This is a genomic window from Streptomyces sp. NPDC044002, from assembly GCF_056434525.1.
The window spans coordinates 76,265-93,516 of record NZ_JBWKEZ010000001.1 but is presented as its reverse complement, the minus strand read 5'-3'; the positions used below and the strand labels follow the sequence as shown (position 1 = coordinate 93,516).

The following is a 17,252-nucleotide window of genomic DNA, read 5'->3' as shown; positions in this document are numbered from 1 at the left end:
GTGTCCGCAGCTCCACCGAAAGTACACCGAGTGAGGGATCGTCACAATCCGTTGACCACAGTGCTGTTGAGCGATATGGCGCGGCTCGCGGGGCGGTCGCGAGGCTGCCGCCCGGGCGCTCGTCGCCGCGGAGGCCCTGGCCGCGCTCCCGGAGGACGCCGGCTGAGCGCACGGGCCGCGGTCCGCCCGGGTCACCGCCTCCGGGAGCAGGTCCTGCGACCGGGAATCAGCTGGAAGCGACCGGCAGCACGTCCGGCGACAGCGAACCCGCGTGTGACGCGGCACTCGTCATCCGCCGGCGGTGATGGCGCCGGCACAGCACCTCGTACCCGACGACCTCCGCGGCCACGCCCACGTCCCCCACCACGACCTGCTCACCCTCGACGACCATCTGGCCGCCGACGGTGCGGGCGTTGTGGGTGGCCCGGGCGCCGCACCAGCACATGGCCTCGACCTGGAGGGTCTCGACCCTGTCCGCCAGCTCGATCAGGCGCTGCGAGCCGGGGAAGAGCTTCGTACGGAAGTCCGTCGTGATGCCGAAGGCGAACACGTCCAGGCCCAGGTCGTCGACGATCCGGGCCAGCTGGTCGATCTGGTCCGGTGTCAGGAACTGGGCCTCGTCCACGATCACGTAGTCGGCCCGCATGCCCTTCGACAGCGCCGCGACCAGGTGCCCGTACAGGTCCATGCAGTCGGCCACCTCGACCGCGTCCGTGACCAGGCCGAGGCGGGAGGAGAGCTTGCCCTCGCCCGCCCGGTCCTGGCGCGTGAAGATCATCCCCTGGAGCCCGCGCGCCGAACGGTTGTGCTCGATCTGCAGAGCCAGCGTGCTCTTTCCGCAGTCCATCGTTCCGGAGAAGAACACCAGCTCGGGCATGGGAAGTACGGGACCTTTCAGGTCGGGGTGGAGGGTGGCGGGGAGGAGCGGGGCGGTCAGGTGCGGATCTCGAGCAGCGGGACCAGCTGCTCGGCCGCGGTCATGGAGCCGTGCATCCCGGTGAGCGCCGACTCGTTGGGCTCGTTGCGGGAGGCGGTGATCGCGACGTCGGCCTGGGCGGCGGCGATCACGTCGCCGATCCGTCCGAGGACCCGCTCGTCGCACTCCCCCGGCGCCCCGAACCAGCCCAGTTCCAGGGCCTCTTCGCGGCTCGCGACCCAGAAGCGGTCGCCGAGCACCTCGCGCCACACGGTCAGCACGTCGGCCTCGGCGCCCGGCACCGCGTAGACGTGCCGGGCCCGGCCTTCGCCGCCCAGCAGGGCCACGCCCGCGCCCAGCTCCCAGTCCTCGTCGAAGTCGATCCGGGAGTCCTCGTCGAAGGGCACGTCGACCATGCCGTGGTCGGAGGTGACGTACAGGGCGGTGCGCGGCGGGAGCTGCTCCGCGAGGCGCTGCACGAGCCGGTCGACGTACATGAGCTGGCCGCGCCAGGCGTCGGAGTCCACGCCGTGCCGGTGTCCGGCGCCGTCGAGTTCGCTGAAGTACGTGTACACCAGCGAGCGTTCGCCGGCCGCGAGCTGGATCGCCGCGAGGTCCATCCGCTCCTCGCCGGTCATCCGGCCGTGGAAGGTGCCGCCGCTGAGCGCGATCTTGGTAAGCGGGGTGCTCTGGAAGTTCGGCGCGGACACCTGCGCGGTGTGCACCCCGGCCGCGTCGGCGAGCTGGAACACCGTCGGGTACGGCTGCCAGGGCTTCGGCGGGGTCCACGGGTGCCAGCGGAGCTGGTTCATCAGCTCGCCGGAGGCCGGGTTGCGCACTGCGTAGCCGGGCAGGCCGTGCCGGGCGGGGGGCAGGCCGGTGCCGACGGAGGCGAGGGAGGTGGCGGTGGTCGCCGGGAAGCCGGAGGTGATCGGCAGGCCGGTGCCGCCGCGCGAGCTCGCGAGGAGGGAGGTGAGGAACGGGGCCTCGTCCGGGTGGGCCTTGATCTGCTCCCAGCCCATGCCGTCGACCAGGAACACGCAGTTCCGGTCGGCCGGCGCCAGCTCGGTGATCCCGGCGGCCAGGCCGGGTACGCCCTGGCCGGCCGCGAGGGTCGGCAGCAGGTCGGCGAGGGAGCCGGAGCCGTACTGCGGGACCGGGGCGCCCGCGAGGTCGAGCAGTTCCGGCTCGTCCTGCCAGTTCGACGGTACGGAGTAGGACATCAGCGGGCGGGACCGGAGGTTGCCGCCGTCGCCTCGCTGAGGGCCTGCGCGAAGAGCAGCGCCTGGCGGACCGTCTCGGGGCCGTCGCCGGCCTCGCTGACGCGCAGGCTGAGGTCGTCGGCGGTGGAGTTGCCGGTGTAGCCGTGGTCGGCGTCGCAGTTCTGGTCGCCGCAGGCGGCGGGCTCCAGGTCGATGCGCGAGACCGCGCCCCAGCCGATGGTCAGGACGACCTCGCGGGGCAGCTGGCCGGGCGTGTACGACTCCGGGTTGGCCACGACGCGGCTGAGCACCACGGAGGAGATGCTGGAGAGCTTGACCGACTCGGTGGAGGTGGTCGCGTACGGGGACGGCGACCCGGCGTCGGCGGCCTGCTCGTCGGTGTGGCTGACGATGAACCGGTTGCCGGTCAGGACCAGCACGGTGACGTGCCGGCGCACCTCGTTGGAGTCGAAGGTGGTCTCCTGGTGGACCAGGTACGACGAGATCGGCTCGCCGCCCACCGCGGCCTCCACCGCCTCGGCCACGAGGGCCGGGTAGTAGCCGCTGCGCTCGATGGCCGCGCGCAGCCCCTGGGTCGTCGTACCGGATTTCGCCATGAGGTCCATCCTAAGGCCCGTACGGGCTCCCCCTGCCTGCCGTGCGCTCAGTAGCTCGGCAGTGTGCGCGGGCCGAGGTCGGTCCGGGCGGGCGGGTGCGCCACGCGGACGGTGGCGCTGAGCACGGACAGGCCCTCGGTGGCCACGACGACCGGCTCCAGGGAGATCCCGGTCACTTCCGGGTGGTCGTCCAGCAGGCGGGACAGCCGCAGCAGCAGCTCCTCCAGGGCAGGGGTGTCGACGGGGTCGCTGCCGCGCCAGCCGAAGAGCAGCGGGGCGGCGCGGATGGAGCGGATCAGGGCGGCGGTGTCCCGGTCGGTGGCGGGGACGAGGCCGTGGGCGGTGTCGCCGAGCAGCTCGGAGGGGACGCCGGCGAGGCCGAAGGAGAGGACGGCCCCGGCGGCGGGGTCGACGGTGGCGCGCACGACGGTGTCGACTCCGCGCGGGGCCATCGACTGCACCACGGGCTGCAGCTCGGCCGGCTTTCCGAGGGCCTCGGTGAGCTCCTCGTACGAGCGTCTGAGCTCGGCCTCGTTGGTGAGGTCGAGGCGTACGCCGCCCAGGTCGGCGCGGTGGCGCAGGTGGGGGGCGGTGGTCTTGAGGGCGACCGGGTAGCCCAGGACCCGGGCCGCGCGCACGGCGGCGTCGGGGCCGGGGGCGGGGAGGGTGGGCAGCACCCGGATCCCGTAGCGGGCCAGCAGCCCGCGGGCGTCGGCCTCGTCCAGGGTCAGCGCGGTGCCCTCCTCGACGCCCGTCAGCAGGGTGGCGAGCCGGGCGGCGGCGCCCGCCTCGTCGATGTCCTCGTACTCGGGGACCTGTCCGGTCTCGGCGTTGTCCCGGCGCCAGCGGGCGTACCGCACGGCTTCGGCGACGGCCTTCACGGCGCGCTCGGCGGCCGGGTAGGCGGGGATCCGGCCGGCGCCCTCGATGCCGTGCGCGCCATCGTCGGCGGGCGCCTCGGCGGGCGGCGGGGGCGAGGCGGGGGGCGTGTCGCCGGCCGCGGCGGCCAGGGCTTCGACGAGGTCGCCGAGTTCCACGTGGACCACGGCGACGGGCTTGCCCGGGACCTCGGCGACGGCCTCCCGCAGCGCCTGCGCGAGGTCGTCGGCGAGCCGGCGGTCGCTCACGGAGGGGATGGCGGTGACGACGACGGCGTCGCAGTCCTCGGAGGCGAGCGCCGTGCGCAGGGCGGTGCGGAAGTCGGCGGGGCCGGCGGCGGTCGTCAGGTCGAGCGGGGGCAGCGGGCGCAGCCCTTCGGTCAGGCAGGCGTCGTAGGTGAGGACGCCGAGGGACTCGGAGTTTCCGAGGATCGCCACCCGGGGCCCGGCCGGCAGCGGCTGCCCGGCCAGCAGCAGGCCGACGTCGACCAGCTCGGTGACGGTGTCGACGCGGATGACGCCGGCCTGGCGGAGCAGCTCGGAGACGGTGGCCTCGGGGAGCCGGGTGCCGGGGACGACGTGTCCGGCGGGGGTGTGGCGCCCGCCGAGGGCGACGACGACGGGCTTGACGGCGGCGGTGCGGCGGGCGAGGCGGGTGAACTTGCGCGGGTTGCCGAGGGTTTCCAGGTACATGAGGGCGACGTCGGTGGCCTCGTCCTCGTACCAGTACTGGAGGATGTCGTTGCCGGAGACGTCGGCCCGGTTGCCGGCCGAGACGAAGGACGACAGTCCCTCGCCGCGCCGCAGCAGGGCGGACAGCAGGGCGATGCCGATGGCCCCGGACTGGGTGAACAGGCCGATCGGGCCGCGCGCGGAGGCGGGGGCCGGGGCGAGGCAGGCGTTCAGCTCCACCTCGGGGGCGGTGTTGATCACCCCGAAGGCGTTGGGTCCGATGAGCCGCATCCCGTACGAGCGGACCTGCCGCACCAGTTCGCGCTGGCGGGCGAGTCCGGCCGGGCCGCTCTCGCCGTATCCGGCGGACAGCACCACGAGCCCCTGCACCCCGTGCTCGCCGCAGGCGGCCACGGCGTCGGGGACCCGGCCGGCGGGGACGGCGATCACGGCGAGGTCGACGGGGGCGCCGATGTCGGCGAGGGCGCGGTAGGCCCGTACGCCTTCGAGGAGGTCGCCCTCCATGCCGGGGGCGCGGGACTCGTTGACGGCGTAGAGGTGGCCGCGGAAGCCTCCGTCGCGCAGGTTGCGCAGGGCGGTGGCGCCCACGCCGGAGCCGGAGCGGCTGGCGCCGATCACGGCGACGGAGCCGGGGGCGAGGAGGCGCTGCACGGAGCGGGCCTCGGCGCGCTGTTCGCGGGCGCGCTGGACGGCGAGGGACTCGGCGGTGGGTTCGAGGTCGAGGGTGAGGTGGACGGAGCCGTCCTCGAAGCTGCGCTTCTGCTGGTAGCCGACGTCCGTGAACACCTTGATCATCTTGGTGTTGGCGGGCAGCACCTCGGCCGCGAACCGGCGGATCCCGCGTTCCCGGGCCACCGCGCCGATGTGCTCCAGGAGGGCGGAGGCGACCCCGCGGCCCTGGTGGGCGTCCTGGACGAGGAAGGCGACCTCGGCCTCGTCGGCGGGGGCGGAGGCGGGCCGCCCGTCGGGGCCGATGCGGTCGAAGCGGACCGTGCCGATGAACTCCCCGCCGATGGTCGCGGCGAGGCCGACCCGGTCGACGTAGTCGTGGTGCGTGAAGCGGCGGACGTCGCGGTCCGAGAGGCGGGGGTAGGGCGCGAAGAAGCGGTAGTACTTCGACTCGTCCGAGACCTGTTCGTAGAAGCTGACCAGGCGGCCCGCGTCCTCGGTGGTGATGGGGCGGATCCGGGCGGTGCCGCCGTCGCGCAGCACGACGTCCGCTTCCCAGTGGGCCGGGTACGAGGGGTCCGACGCGGTGGTCATGGGGCCACCTTAAGGGGCGGTCCGGCCGGGTGTGCGGGTGCGGTGGGCGGCCCGTTCGGCGAGCGCGCGGCGAATGCGGCGCACCGGGGCGAACCAGTGCAAGCTGGGGAGGGTCGAACGGCGGTGGACACGGGCCGAAGGTCGGTCCGAGCATTCCGGACGGCGTGAGAGACTGGTCTAGACAACCCGTAGAACCTGAAGGGCATCACCATGGCAGAGCGCCGCGTCAACGTCGGCTGGGCCGAGGGCCTGCACGCTCGTCCCGCCTCGATCTTCGTCCGGGCGACCACCGCCTCCGGAGTCCCGGTGACCATCGCGAAGGCCGGCGGCGACCCCGTCAACGCCGCGTCGATGCTGGCGGTCCTGGGCCTGGGCGCCCAGGGCGGCGAGGAGATCGTCCTGGCCTCCGACGCCGAGGGCGCGGACGCCGCGCTCGACCGCCTCGCGAAGCTGGTCGCCGAGGGTCTCGAGGAGCTCCCCGAGACCGTCTGACCCTTCGGGTCCGGTAGACCGGAAGCCGCAGTCCCCACCACCCCGGGGGCTGCGGCTTCCGCGTTTTCGCGTTCGGGGAATCCGCGAATTCTGCGCGACGGGACGCGGCCGGGCCACAGCAGGATAAAAGCGGGCGGGAATTCCGCCGCCATCCGATCCGTCCGGGCCGGCCGGGATATCCCTCCGTTGTATACGGGAATTGTTAATTCGGAGAGCTCGCCGTGTTTACGGCAGGTTGCGGATTCCTCACCCGCGGCCGGTGCGCCCCGGCCGACCGCTGCGCGTGCAGCGCGGTCAGGGCCCTGGCCCGCTCCGCGTCGCCGCGTGCGACGGCGTCCACGATCGCGGCGTGCTCGGCCCAGCACTCCGCGGGCTGCGCGGGTGCCTCCACCACGTACATCCAGGCGATCTTGTGCCGGGTCTGGGTCAGCAGGGCGATCAGCCCCGGGCTCACCGAGGCCTGGGCCAGCGTCTCGTGGAACCAGCTCCCCAGCGAGCGCAGGTCCTCCCCCTGGGCCCGGCCGGCCCGCTCCCGGCCGAGCCTGACCAGTCCGCGCAACACCTTGAGGTGGCCGTCGGTGCGCCGGCGGGCGGCCCGGGAGGCGGCGAGCGGCTCCAGCATCATCCGCAGCTCCAGCAGGTCGGCGGCCTCCTGCGCGGTCGGCTCGGCCACGCAGGCGCCCGCGTGCCGCCGGGTGATGACGAAGCCCTCGGACTCCAGGGTCCGCAGCGCCTCGCGGACCGGGACGCGCGAGACCCCGTAGCGGCGGGCGAGCACCTCCTCGGTCAGCCGGCCGCCCGGCCCGAAGAAACCGGAGACGATGTCGTCGCGAATCGCTGTGCACACCGCGTGCGCCGGAATACGCAAGGCCGGACCTCCGCTGGTTTCGGTTCGGTTTATCGTGGCCGTGCTGCGACTCTATTGCACAACGCGGTGAATTCCGAGCGGGGCCGGAAACAGGGCTGGAAACAGGGCTGGAAATACGAAGAAGGCCCCGGCTCTGTGAGCCGGGGCCTTCTTCGGTGAAGCGTGCTGCGTACCTGCGGGTCAGATGCCCACGCCGTGGCTGCGCAGGTAGGCCAGCGGGTTGATGTCCGTGCCGTACGTGGCGCCGGTGCGGGCCTCGAAGTGCAGGTGCGGACCGCTGGAGTTGCCGGTGGAGCCCGACAGGCCGATCTGCTGGCCCGGGGTGACCGTCTGGCCGGCGGAGACGCTCAGCGAGTCCAGGTGGCCGTACTGGGTGTAGGTGCCGTCGTTGTGACGGATCACGACGTTGTTGCCGTAGGCGCCGCCCCAGCCGGCCTCGACGACGGTACCCGCGCCCACGGCGTGGACGGAGGTGCCGGAATCGGCGTGGAAGTCGATGCCCGTGTGGCTGCCGGAGGACCACATGCCGCCGCCCGCGCCGTACGAGGTGCTGACGTACGAGCCCTCGATGGGGGAGACGAAGGTGTTGAGGCGCTTGCGGGCCTCTTCCTGGGCGGCCTTCTCGGCGGCCTCGCGCTCGGCCTTCTCCTTGGCCTCGGCGGTGCGCTTCGCCTCGGCGGCGCGCGTCTTCGCCTCGGCCTCGGCCTGCGCCTGCGCGGCGACGGCCTCGGCGGCGCTCTGCTGGGTGGCGGCCTGGACCTCGATGTCGTCCTGCAGACCGTCGGCGACGACGATCGCGTTCTGACCGGTCTCCTCCATGGACGGGGAGCTGCTGTTGTCCGCCGCGAAGGCCGGAGCGGCCAGGGTGCCGACCACGCCCGTGGTGGCGAGGGCGGCGACGCCGGCGAAGCCGGCGGTCTTGCGGCTCAGACGGCTGGAACCACGGTGCTTACCAGAACCGGCGGCACGACTGCCAAACGCCATGAAGGGGGTGATCCTTTCCTTCCCTCTCGCCTACCGGGTTAGCTGACGGGTTCGGAGCAGGAAGGTCTCCTACGGGCCTCCTCTGACGAGGGGGTCCGATTCACCCCAGGGACATGTGGGTCCCCGGCTCCCCAGGCTCGCGCCTGACGGGGACTCGGCGATCGCTGTCCGGTGCCGCGGGTGCGGCGGGTACAAACTGACGAACAGCACGGCCGACGCTAGGCGGATCATCAGTCAATCGCCAAACAGACGAGCGCTTTTGTTGCGTACGCCACACCGCATACCTGCAACCACGCCATCAAACGGACAAAGGGGGCTCCGGTGGATGTTCCACCGGAGCCCCCTGGTGACGGGCCGGATCCCGGCCCGTCCCGGGTCTCGCGCCGCTCAGTTGGAGACGACGGTGACCTCACCGATCCCGAGGGCCAGGACGGGCTCCTCGATCTGCGCGGCGTCGCCCACCAGGATGGTGACCAGACGGTCCACCGGGAAGGCGTTCACCACGGCCGAAGTGGCCTCCGCCGTACCGGTTTCGGCCAGCCGCGCGTACAGCCGCGCCTGGTAGTCGTCCGGCAGCTCCTGCTCGACCTGGTCGGCCAGCGTGCCGGCGACGGAGGCGGCCGTCTCGAACTTCAGCGGGGCCACGCCCACCAGGTTCTGCACCGCCACGTCCCGCTCCGCGTCGGTCAGTCCGCCCTCCGCGAGGGTCCGCAGCACCTTCCACAGGTCCTCCAGCGCCGGACCCGTGTTGGGGGTGTCCACCGAACCGCTGATGGCGAGCATCGAGGCGCCCTTGCCGTCGGCGGTCGAACGCAGCACCTGCCCGAAGGCGCGCACGCCGTAGGTGTAGCCCTTCTCCTCGCGCAGCACCTTGTCCAGGCGGGAGGTGAGGGTGCCGCCGAGGCAGTAGGTGCCGAGCACCTGCGGGGCCCAGACGATGTCGTGCCGGTCCGGGCCGATCCGGCCGATCAGCAGCTGCGTCTGGACGGCGCCGGGCCGGTCCACGATGACCACGCGGCCCGTGTCGTCGGCCGTCACCGGCTGCACGGGGCGGGCCGGGGCGGTGTCGCCGGTCCAGGCGCCCAGGGTGTCCGCCAGCAGGGCGTCCAGGTCGATGCCGGTCAGGTCGCCGACGACCACCGCGGTGGCGGTGGAGGGGCGTACGTGGGCCTCGTAGAAGGCGCGTACGGCCCCGGAGTCGATCCGCGCGACCGTCTCCTCGGTGCCCTGGCGCGGGCGGGACATGCGCAGCGCGGCCGGGAACAGCTCCTTGGAGAGCTCCTTGGCGGCGCGGCGCTGCGGGCTGGCCAGCTCGTGCGGGATCTCGTCGAGCCGGTTGCGCACCAGGCGGTCGACCTCGCCGTCGGCGAAGGCGGGCGCGCTCAGGGCCTCCGCGAGCAGGGCGAGCGCCTTCGGCAGCCGGGAGGCCGGGACCTCCAGGGAGACCCGCAGGCCGGGGTGGTCGGCGTGGGCGTCGAGGGTGGCGCCGCAGCGCTCCAGCTCGGCGGCGAACTCCTCGGCGGAGTGCTTGTCGGTGCCCTCCGACAGGGCGCGGGCCATGATGGTGGCCACCCCGTCGAGGCCCTCGGGCTCGGCGTCCAGCGGGGCCGCGAGGTTGACCTCGACCGCCACCACCTGCTGGCCGGGGCGGTGGCAGCGCAGCAGGGTCAGGCCGTTGGAGAGCGTGGAGCGCTCCGGGGCCGGGAAGGCCCACGGCTTCGCCTCGCCGGCCTGCGGCCGCGGGTGGAAGGTCATCGTGACGGCTGCGGTGTCGCTCACTGCTCCGCCCCCTCGTTCTCGTCGTGCTGCTCGGTCTCGTGGGCCTCGGCGCCGGCCAGCGGCTCGTAGACCAGCACCGCGCGGTTGTCGGGGCGCAGCCTGGCCGCGGCCACGGCCTGCACCTCCTCGGCGGTGACGTCCAGCACCCGCTGGACGGCGGTCAGGGCGAGCTGGGGGTCGCCGAACAGCACCGCGAAGCGGCACAGTTCGTCGGCGCGGCCGGCCACCGTGCCGAGCCGGTCCAGCCACTCGCGCTCCAGCTGCGCCTGGGCGCGCTCCATCTCCTCGGCCGTCGGGCCCTCGGCGGCGAACCGCGCGAGCTCCTCGTCGACGGCCGCCTCGATGGCCGGCACCTCGACACCGCTGGAGGTCTTGACGTCCAGCCAGCCCAGCGAGGGCGCGCCGGCCAGGCGCAGCATGCCGAACCCGGCGGCCACGGCCGTCTGGTCACGGCGTACCAGGCGGTTGTGCAGGCGGGAGGACTCGCCGCCGCCCAGCACGGTCAGCGCCACGTCGGCGGCGTCGCACTCGCGGGTGCCGTCGTGCGGCAGGCGGTAGGCGGCCATCAGCGCACGCGCCGGGACCTCCTCGACGATCTCCTCGCGCAGCTGCCCGCCCATGACCTCCGGGAGCGAGCCGTCGCGCGGCGGCTGCTTGCCGTCGTGCGCCGGGATGGTGCCGAAGTACTTCTCGATCCAGGCGAGGGTGCGCTCCGGGTCGATGTCGCCCACGACCGACAGGACGGCGTTGTTGGGCGCGTAGTACGTGCGGAAGAAGTTGCGCGCGTCCTCCAGGGACGCGGCGTCCAGGTCGGCCATCGAGCCGATCGGGGTGTGGTGGTACGGGTGGCCCTCCGGGTAGGCGAGGGCGGTGAGCTTCTCGAACGCGGTGCCGTAGGGGACGTTGTCGTACCGCTGGCGGCGCTCGTTCTTGACGACGTCGCGCTGGTTCTCCATGGACTCGTCGTCCAGGGCGGCCAGCAGCGAGCCCATGCGGTCCGCCTCCAGCCACAGGGCGAGCTCCAGCTGGTGGGCCGGCATCGTCTCGAAATAGTTGGTGCGCTCGAAGCTGGTGGTGCCGTTCAGCGAGCCGCCGGCGCCCTGGACGAGCTCGAAGTGCCCGTTGCCCGGTACGCTCGCGGAACCCTGGAACATCAGGTGCTCGAAGAGGTGAGCCAGACCGGTCCGCCCCTTGACTTCGTGGCGCGAGCCGACGTCGTACCAGAGGCAGACGGCGGCGACCGGAGTGAGGTGGTCCTCGGACAGCACCACGCGCAGGCCGTTGGCCAGCCGGTGCTCGGTCGCTGTCAGGCCGCCGGAGCCGGCCTGAGCTGTGGCCGTGTGACCCATGGGCATGTGGTCCCTTCGATCGCGATGCAGAGATTTCTGTCAGACCTGCCACTGTATGCAAGCGCACCGACGGCCGGATAAGTTCCCGGGTCACCGCCCCCGACTCCGTACGGGGGACCCCCGGGGTCGGAGTCCGCGTTGTCGGTGCCTCGGGCCACAATGGTCCGCGTCAAACACGCCAGATCCCCCCAGTACACCCCGAACCTTGGTTAAGGAGCCGCGCAGCGATGGCCCGCCGCAGCACGAAGACCCCGCCGCCGGAGGATTTCGAGGAGAAGATCCTCGACATCGACGTCGTCGACGAAATGCAGGGCTCCTTCCTCGAGTACGCGTACTCGGTGATCTACTCCCGCGCCCTGCCCGACGCCCGCGACGGCCTGAAGCCGGTGCACCGGCGCATCGTCTACCAGATGAACGAGATGGGCCTGCGGCCCGACCGGGGGTACGTCAAGTGCGCCCGCGTCGTCGGCGAGGTCATGGGCAAGCTGCACCCGCACGGCGACCAGTCGATCTACGACGCCCTCGTGCGCATGGCCCAGCCCTTCTCGATGCGGCTCCCGCTGGTCGACGGCCACGGCAACTTCGGTTCGCTCGGCAACGACGACCCGCCGGCCGCGATGCGCTACACCGAGTGCAAGATGGCCGACGCCACGTCGCTGATGACGGAGTCGATCGACGAGGACACCGTCGACTTCACGGCCAACTACGACGGCCAGGAGCGCGAGCCCGTCGCCCTGCCGGCGGCCTACCCCAACCTCCTCGTCAACGGCGCCTCCGGCATCGCCGTCGGCATGGCCACCAACATGCCCCCGCACAACCTGGGCGAGGTCATCGCGGCCGCCCGCCACCTGATCCGGTACCCGGAGGCGGACCTGGAGGCGCTGATGCGCTTCGTGCCGGGTCCGGACCTGCCGACCGGCGGGCGGATCGTGGGCCTGTCCGGGATCAAGGACGCCTACGAGAACGGCCGCGGCACCTTCAAGATCCGCGCGACGGTCTCCGTGGAGGACGTGACCGCGCGCCGCAAGGGCCTGGTCGTCACCGAACTGCCCTTCACGGTGGGTCCCGAGAAGGTCGTCGCGAAGATCAAGGACCTGGTCGGCTCGAAGAAGCTCCAGGGCATCGCCGACGTCAAGGACCTCACGGACCGCTCGCACGGCCTGCGCCTGGTCATCGAGATCAAGAACGGCTTCCACCCGGAGGCCGTGCTGGAGCAGCTGTACAAGCTGACGCCGATGGAGGAGTCCTTCGGCATCAACAACGTCGCGCTGGTCGACGGGCAGCCGCTGACGCTGGGCCTCAAGGAGCTGCTGGAGGTCTACCTCGACCACCGCTTCGAGGTCGTGCGCCGGCGCAGCGAGTTCCGCCGGGGCAAGCGCCGCGACCGGCTGCACCTGGTCGAGGGCCTGCTCGTGGCCCTGCTCGACATCGACGAGGTCATCCGGATCATCCGCGACAGCGACAACTCCGCGCAGGCCAAGGAGCGCCTGATGGAGCGCTTCTCGCTGAGCGAGGTCCAGACCCAGTACATCCTGGACACCCCGCTGCGCCGCCTCACCCGCTTCGACCGGATCGAGCTGGAGTCCGAGCGCGACCGGCTGACCGGCGAGATCGACGAGCTGACCGGGATCCTGGAGTCGGACTCGGCGCTGCGCAAGCTGGTCTCCGCGGAACTGGCGGCGGTGGCGAAGAAGTTCGGCACCGAGCGGCGCACCGTGCTGCTGGAGTCGGCGGGCACCTCGGTGGCGGCCGTCCCGCTGGAGGTCGCCGACGACCCGTGCCGGGTGCTGCTGTCCTCCACGGGCCTGCTGGCCCGTACCGCGAACGCCGACCCGCTCCCCGTCGAGGAGGGCGGCGCCCGCGCCAAGCACGACGTGATCGTCTCGCAGGTCGCGGCGACCGCCCGGGCCGACGTCGGTGCCGTCACCTCGTACGGCCGTCTGCTGCGGCTCGCGGTGATCGACCTGCCGCAGCTGCCGGACACGGCCGCCGCGCCGAACCTGGCGGGCGGCGCCCCGGTCTCTGAGTTCCTCTCCGGGCTGGAGGCCGACGAGACGGTGGTCTGCCTGATCTCCCTGGACGAGTCCTCGCAGGGCCTGGCCCTGGGCACCGAGCAGGGCGTGGTCAAGCGGGTCGTGCCCGACTACCCCGCGAACAAGGACGAGCTGGAGGTCATCACCCTCAAGGAGGGCGACCGGATCGTCGGCGCGGTCGAGCTGCGGACGGGCGAGGAGGACCTGGTCTTCATCACCGACGACGCCCAGCTGCTGCGCTACCCGGCCGGCCAGGTGCGCCCCCAGGGCCGCCCGGCGGGCGGCATGGCGGGCATCAAGCTCGCCGAGAACGCCAAGGTGATCCACTTCTCGGCGGTGGACCCGGCCCGGGACGCCCTGGTGTTCACGGTGGCGGGTTCCCACGGCACGCTGGACGACTCGGTGCGCTCCGGCAAGCTGACCCCGTTCGACCAGTACCCGCGCAAGGGCCGGGCGACGGGCGGCGTGCGCTGCCAGCGGTTCCTGAAGGGCGAGGACGTGCTGACGCTGGCCTGGGCGGGCAACGCCCCGGTCCGCGCCGCCGCGGGGAACGGCTCCCCGGCCGCGCTGCCGGCCCCGGACCCGCGCCGCGACGGCTCGGGCGCCGCGCTGCCGGCCGCCGTGGAGTCGCTGGCGGGCGCCGCGCTGTAGCCGCGAACGGGGGCGGGCGGGGCGGGTGGACCGGGTGGACGGATGCGTTCCCCGGGCCACCCGCCCCGCCCGCCCACTACTGTTTTCCCGGTACACGCGGGTGGGGGGAGCAGAGCTGATGAGTCGTCGGTCCAGCGGGATGATCGGCGTCTGGGCGGAGGCCCAGCGACAGCAGCAGCAGACGCAGGTGATCCAGATGCGCGAGGCGGAGCGCCGGGAGCGGGCGTACGAGCGCGAGGCCGCCCGGGACCGGCGCGAGCAGCAGGCCGCGTACAAGCAGCACCGCGAGGCCGCGGCGCGGCGCCTCACGGAGCAGCTCGACGCGGAGGTGGCGGCCTTGCAGGGGCTGCTGGCCTCGGGCTGCCGGGCGCCCGCATTCCGGATGACTTCCCTGGTGCGGTCCGAGCAGGTCCAGCCCTTCGACCCCGGCGGCCTCGGGCAGCCGGTGCCCATGCCGCAGCTGGCCCAGTTCCACCAGCACGGCGGTGGCGGCTGGGCCCTCGGCTCGCGCGGCCGGGCGGAGCGGGAGGCCCACGACCGGTACACCCGGGCCTGGCAGGCCGCGACCGCGGCCGAGCAGGAGCGCCTGCGGCAGCTGGCGGCGTACCGGCAGCAGTACGACCAGTGGGCGGCGGAGCAGCTGGCCGCCATCCGCCGGCACAACAGCGGCCTCACGGATCTGGCCGGCTCCCTGCGCGCCGGGGAGCCCGACGCGGTCGTGGAGTACTTCTCCGCGGCCCTGTACGCCTCCACGGTCTGGCCCGGGGAGCTGCCCCGGCAGGTGTCGGCGTCGTACGACCCCGCGGCGCGCCAGCTCGTACTGGACTGGGAGCTGCCCGGGTACGAGGTGGTGCCCGAGGTGAAGGCCGTGCGGTACATGCCGAGCACGGACCAGGACAGGGAGACGGCGCGGCCCGCCACGCAGCGCCGGGCGCTGTACCGGGACCTGCTCGCCCAGTGCCTGCTGCTGGTGCTGCGCGAGCTGTACGCGGCGGACGAGTTCGGCGCCCTGGACTCGGTGGTCGTCAACGGGTTCGTGGACGACCACGATCCGGTGACGGGCCGTGAGGCGCAGCTCGTGCTGGCGACCGTGCAGGCCGCGCGCACCGCCTTCTCCGGGCTGCGGCTGGAGCAGGTGAGCGCGGTGGACTGCCTGGTCGAGGGGCTGCGGGGGCAGTTGTCGGCGCGGCCGGACCAGCTGACGGCCGTCCGGGCGGGCCGCCGGCCGGGCGAGGTCGGCGGGGACGTCGTCAGCCACGGCGGGCACGTCGCGGGCGGCGAGGACGAGCCCGACCTCTTCCAGATGGACCCGATCGCCTTCGAGAACCTGGTCGCGGAGCTCTTCCGGGCGATGGGCATGGAGGCGGTGACCACGCAGCGGTCCGGTGACGGCGGCGTGGACGTGGAGGCCGTGGACCCGGCGCCGATCCGGGGCGGGCGGATCGTGGTGCAGGTCAAGCGCTACCGCAACACCGTGCCGCCGACGGCGGTACGGGACCTGTACGGCACGGTCCAGGACAAGGGGGCGAACAAGGGGGTGCTGGTCACCACCGCGTCCTTCGGGCCCGGGTCGTACACCTTTGCCAACGGCAAGCCGCTGGAGTTGGTTCCCGGGGCCGAGCTGGTGGAGCTGCTGCACCGGTACGGGCTGCGGGGGCGGCTGGGCGGCGGTCCCGTGCCGGCACAGCGGACCTCCGCGGCCGCGGCGGGCACGGCCGCCCGCCCGGCTCCGGGCCTGGCGGGCGGCCCGGACGGGACGCCGACCCTGGTCGATCTGCCGCCCGTTCCCGCCGACCGCAACGTGCTGGGGATGACCTGGTCGGGCGGGGTCGCGCTGGACGTGTGCGCACTGGTCTGCGAGGGCGGCCGGGTGCTGAGCGAGGACCACTTCGTCTTCTTCAACAACCCCGGCACCCCGGACGGTTCGGTGCGTTCGCGTCCGCACTCCGCCCCGGACAAGGCGGCCGTCGAGGTCGGCTTCGACGACCTTCCCCGGCACGCCGACCGTCTGGTGCTGGTCGCCGCGGTGGACCCCGAGGTGAACCCGGACGCCGATCTGTCGGGCTTCACCGACGCCCGGATCCGGCTGCTGGACGCGTCGGGCGCGGAGATCGACCAGCTGGAGGTCTCCGACGGCCGGGCGGGCGAGACGGCCCTGGTACTGGGCTCCTTCCGCCGGCGCCCCAACGGCGACTGGAAGTTCGTGATCGGCGGCAAGGGCTACCGGGGCGGCCTGGAGGCGCTGCTGGGCGACTTCGGCGTCGACGTGGCCTAGGCCGGGCTGCCGTCCTCCGGCGCGGGGTCGTCCTCCGGCGCGGGGTCGTCCTCCGGCGCGGGGTCGTCCTCCGGCGCGGTGTCGTCCTCCGGCGCGGTGTCGTCCTCCGGCGCGGGGTCCTCCTCCGGCGGTGCGGCAGCCTCCGCCGCGGGGTCGTCCCCGCGGTCCGCCGCCGCGACGTAGCGCAGGACGCCCCACATGCTCTCGGGCGGTACCTGTTCGGGGAACTCCTCCCGGCAGGCGTCCAGCTCGCGCAGCAGGCCCGGCCCGTCGGTGCCGGAGCCGATCAGGACGAGCTGCGTGCGGCGGCGCTCGCCCCGCCCCCAGGGACCGGGGGCGAAGCGCAGGAAGCGGCCGACCGCGTGGACCTCGTACCGTTCCCGGTGGCCGGGCACGCCGAACCAGACGAACCCCTTGATCCGGTAGAGGCCGGCCGGGCGCCGGTCGAGGAAGTCGATGAAGCGGCGCGGGGACAGGGCCTGGTCGGAGGTGAACCCGACGCTCTCGTACCGGGCGTGGGCGTGGTCCGCGTGTGCGTCGCGGCCGTCGCCTCCGGCGTCGTCGGCGGCCTCGGCGGCATCGGCGGCATCGGCGGCCTCCGCGATCAGGTCCTCGAAGGACAGCTGCCCCCGCGTCTCGGTCCAGGGGCGGCGGTCGAAGAGCAGTTCCGGGTCGATCCGCCCGTGGTCGGCGCCGACCAGCGGCGTTCCCGGGGCGCAGAGCGAGGCGATCTCCCCCTCGATGCGCGCGCGTTCGGCGGGGTCCACCCGGTCGGTCTTGTTGAGCACCACCAGGTCGGCGACGGACAGGTGGCGGTCGGTCTCCGGGTGCGCGGCCCGCGTCCGGTCGAACTCCGCCGCGTCGACGACCTGCACCAGGCCGCCGTAGCGGATCGCCGGGTTCTCGTTGGCGACCAGCATCCGGACCATCTCCTGGGGCTCGGCGAGCCCGCTGGCCTCGATGACGATCACGTCGATCCGGTGGACGGGGGCGGCGAGCTTGTCCAGGTACGCGTCCAGCTCGCTGCCGTCGACGGCGCAGCACAGGCAGCCCCCGCCGAGGGAGACCATCGAGTCGCCGACCTGTCCGGCCACCGACATCGCGTCGATCTCGATCGAGCCGAAGTCGTTGACGACGACCCCGATCCGGGTGCCGCCCCGGTTGCCGAGCAGGTGGTTGAGGAGCGTGGTCTTGCCGGAGCCGAGGAATCCGGCGAGGACCACGACGGGAATGGGCTGGACGCTGTTCACCC

12 protein-coding genes and 1 riboswitch are annotated in these 17,252 nt (G+C 73.2%); of the genes, 3 read left to right on the top strand and 9 right to left on the bottom strand.

Translation table 11 applies throughout. From position 1 onward, the window contains the following. Positions 1-226 precede the first annotated feature (226 nt). Genes AC07A6_RS00360 through AC07A6_RS00345 form a run of 4 tightly spaced genes read right to left on the bottom strand, consistent with a single transcriptional unit; the run spans position 227 to position 5,569 of the window. Entirely contained in the window at positions 227-877 is a 651-nt protein-coding gene (locus AC07A6_RS00360) for a thymidine kinase (RefSeq protein WP_478775428.1), read from the bottom strand. Positions 878-933: 56 nt separating this feature from the next. Further along, a complete protein-coding gene (locus tag AC07A6_RS00355) occupies positions 934-2,139 on the bottom strand; it encodes an alkaline phosphatase family protein (RefSeq protein WP_478775427.1) in 1,206 nt (401 codons plus the stop codon). Further along, entirely contained in the window at positions 2,139-2,735 is a 597-nt protein-coding gene (locus AC07A6_RS00350; RefSeq protein ID WP_185911182.1) for a DUF5998 family protein, read from the bottom strand. The genes AC07A6_RS00355 and AC07A6_RS00350 overlap by 1 nt, the downstream gene beginning before the upstream one ends. Before the next feature lie 47 nt (positions 2,736-2,782). Then, on the bottom strand, positions 2,783-5,569 hold the full coding sequence (locus AC07A6_RS00345) for a bifunctional acetate--CoA ligase family protein/GNAT family N-acetyltransferase (RefSeq protein ID WP_386272425.1): 2,787 nt from the start codon (positions 5,567-5,569) through the stop codon (positions 2,783-2,785). Between the two features lie 210 nt (positions 5,570-5,779). Here AC07A6_RS00345 and AC07A6_RS00340 point away from each other — a divergent pair, with 210 nt between their 5' ends. Further along, positions 5,780-6,061 (top strand): HPr family phosphocarrier protein, encoded by a 282-nt coding sequence (locus tag AC07A6_RS00340; protein ID WP_007267025.1) that lies wholly within the window; start codon positions 5,780-5,782, stop codon positions 6,059-6,061. Between the two features lie 202 nt (positions 6,062-6,263). On the opposite strand, the gene AC07A6_RS00335 is transcribed toward AC07A6_RS00340, so the two are convergent. The 4 genes from AC07A6_RS00335 to AC07A6_RS00320 all read right to left on the bottom strand — a co-directional run bounded on the left by AC07A6_RS00335 (position 6,264) and on the right by AC07A6_RS00320 (position 11,041). Next, on the bottom strand, positions 6,264-6,929 hold the full coding sequence (locus tag AC07A6_RS00335) for a GntR family transcriptional regulator (RefSeq protein ID WP_478775426.1): 666 nt from the start codon (positions 6,927-6,929) through the stop codon (positions 6,264-6,266). A 180-nt stretch (positions 6,930-7,109) separates the two neighbouring features. Then, complete coding sequence (locus AC07A6_RS00330) at positions 7,110-7,913, bottom strand: M23 family metallopeptidase (protein ID WP_362461598.1); 804 nt, start codon at positions 7,911-7,913, stop codon at positions 7,110-7,112. A gap of 12 nt (positions 7,914-7,925) precedes the next feature. After that, positions 7,926-8,083: riboswitch (cyclic di-AMP (ydaO/yuaA leader) on the bottom strand. Positions 8,084-8,300: 217 nt separating this feature from the next. Beyond that, positions 8,301-9,668: a M16 family metallopeptidase gene (locus AC07A6_RS00325; protein ID WP_362461659.1), complete on the bottom strand. Its 1,368-nt coding sequence runs from the start codon at positions 9,666-9,668 to the stop codon at positions 8,301-8,303. Between the two features lie 20 nt (positions 9,669-9,688). Continuing rightward, positions 9,689-11,041 carry a M16 family metallopeptidase gene (locus tag AC07A6_RS00320; protein ID WP_362461595.1) on the bottom strand — a complete coding sequence of 451 codons (1,353 nt, stop codon included), beginning with the start codon at positions 11,039-11,041 and terminating at the stop codon, positions 9,689-9,691. Between the two features lie 227 nt (positions 11,042-11,268). On the opposite strand from AC07A6_RS00320, the gene AC07A6_RS00315 reads away from it, so the two are divergent. Together AC07A6_RS00315 and AC07A6_RS00310 are read left to right on the top strand one after the other, a co-directional pair. After that, positions 11,269-13,725, top strand: a complete 2,457-nt coding sequence (locus tag AC07A6_RS00315) for a DNA gyrase/topoisomerase IV subunit A (RefSeq protein WP_478775425.1) — start codon at positions 11,269-11,271, stop codon at positions 13,723-13,725. A 118-nt stretch (positions 13,726-13,843) separates the two neighbouring features. Then, entirely contained in the window at positions 13,844-16,000 is a 2,157-nt protein-coding gene (locus AC07A6_RS00310; RefSeq protein ID WP_478775424.1) for a restriction endonuclease, read from the top strand. Here the strand turns inward: AC07A6_RS00310 and AC07A6_RS00305 are convergent. After that, positions 15,997-17,250, bottom strand: coding sequence for a CobW family GTP-binding protein (locus AC07A6_RS00305; RefSeq protein ID WP_478775423.1), 1,254 nt, complete (start codon positions 17,248-17,250; stop codon positions 15,997-15,999). The two genes, AC07A6_RS00310 and AC07A6_RS00305, sit on opposite strands and share 4 nt — an antisense overlap. Between the last annotated feature and the right edge of the window lie 2 nt (positions 17,251-17,252).

Bases quoted from the DNA above. Each gene is read 5' to 3' on its own strand.
- AC07A6_RS00360 (WP_478775428.1), bottom strand. From the start codon at position 877: ATGCCCGAGCTGGTGTTCTTCTCCGGAACGATGGACTGCGGAAAGAGC.
- AC07A6_RS00355 (WP_478775427.1), bottom strand. From the start codon at position 2,139: ATGTCCTACTCCGTACCGTCGAACTGGCAGGACGAGCCGGAACTGCTC.
- AC07A6_RS00350 (WP_185911182.1), bottom strand. From the start codon at position 2,735: ATGGCGAAATCCGGTACGACGACCCAGGGGCTGCGCGCGGCCATCGAG.
- AC07A6_RS00345 (WP_386272425.1), bottom strand. From the start codon at position 5,569: ATGACCACCGCGTCGGACCCCTCGTACCCGGCCCACTGGGAAGCGGAC.
- AC07A6_RS00340 (WP_007267025.1), top strand. From the start codon at position 5,780: ATGGCAGAGCGCCGCGTCAACGTCGGCTGGGCCGAGGGCCTGCACGCT.
- AC07A6_RS00330 (WP_362461598.1), bottom strand. From the start codon at position 7,913: ATGGCGTTTGGCAGTCGTGCCGCCGGTTCTGGTAAGCACCGTGGTTCC.
- AC07A6_RS00325 (WP_362461659.1), bottom strand. From the start codon at position 9,668: ATGACCTTCCACCCGCGGCCGCAGGCCGGCGAGGCGAAGCCGTGGGCC.
- AC07A6_RS00320 (WP_362461595.1), bottom strand. From the start codon at position 11,041: ATGGGTCACACGGCCACAGCTCAGGCCGGCTCCGGCGGCCTGACAGCG.
- AC07A6_RS00315 (WP_478775425.1), top strand. From the start codon at position 11,269: ATGGCCCGCCGCAGCACGAAGACCCCGCCGCCGGAGGATTTCGAGGAG.
- AC07A6_RS00310 (WP_478775424.1), top strand. From the start codon at position 13,844: ATGAGTCGTCGGTCCAGCGGGATGATCGGCGTCTGGGCGGAGGCCCAG.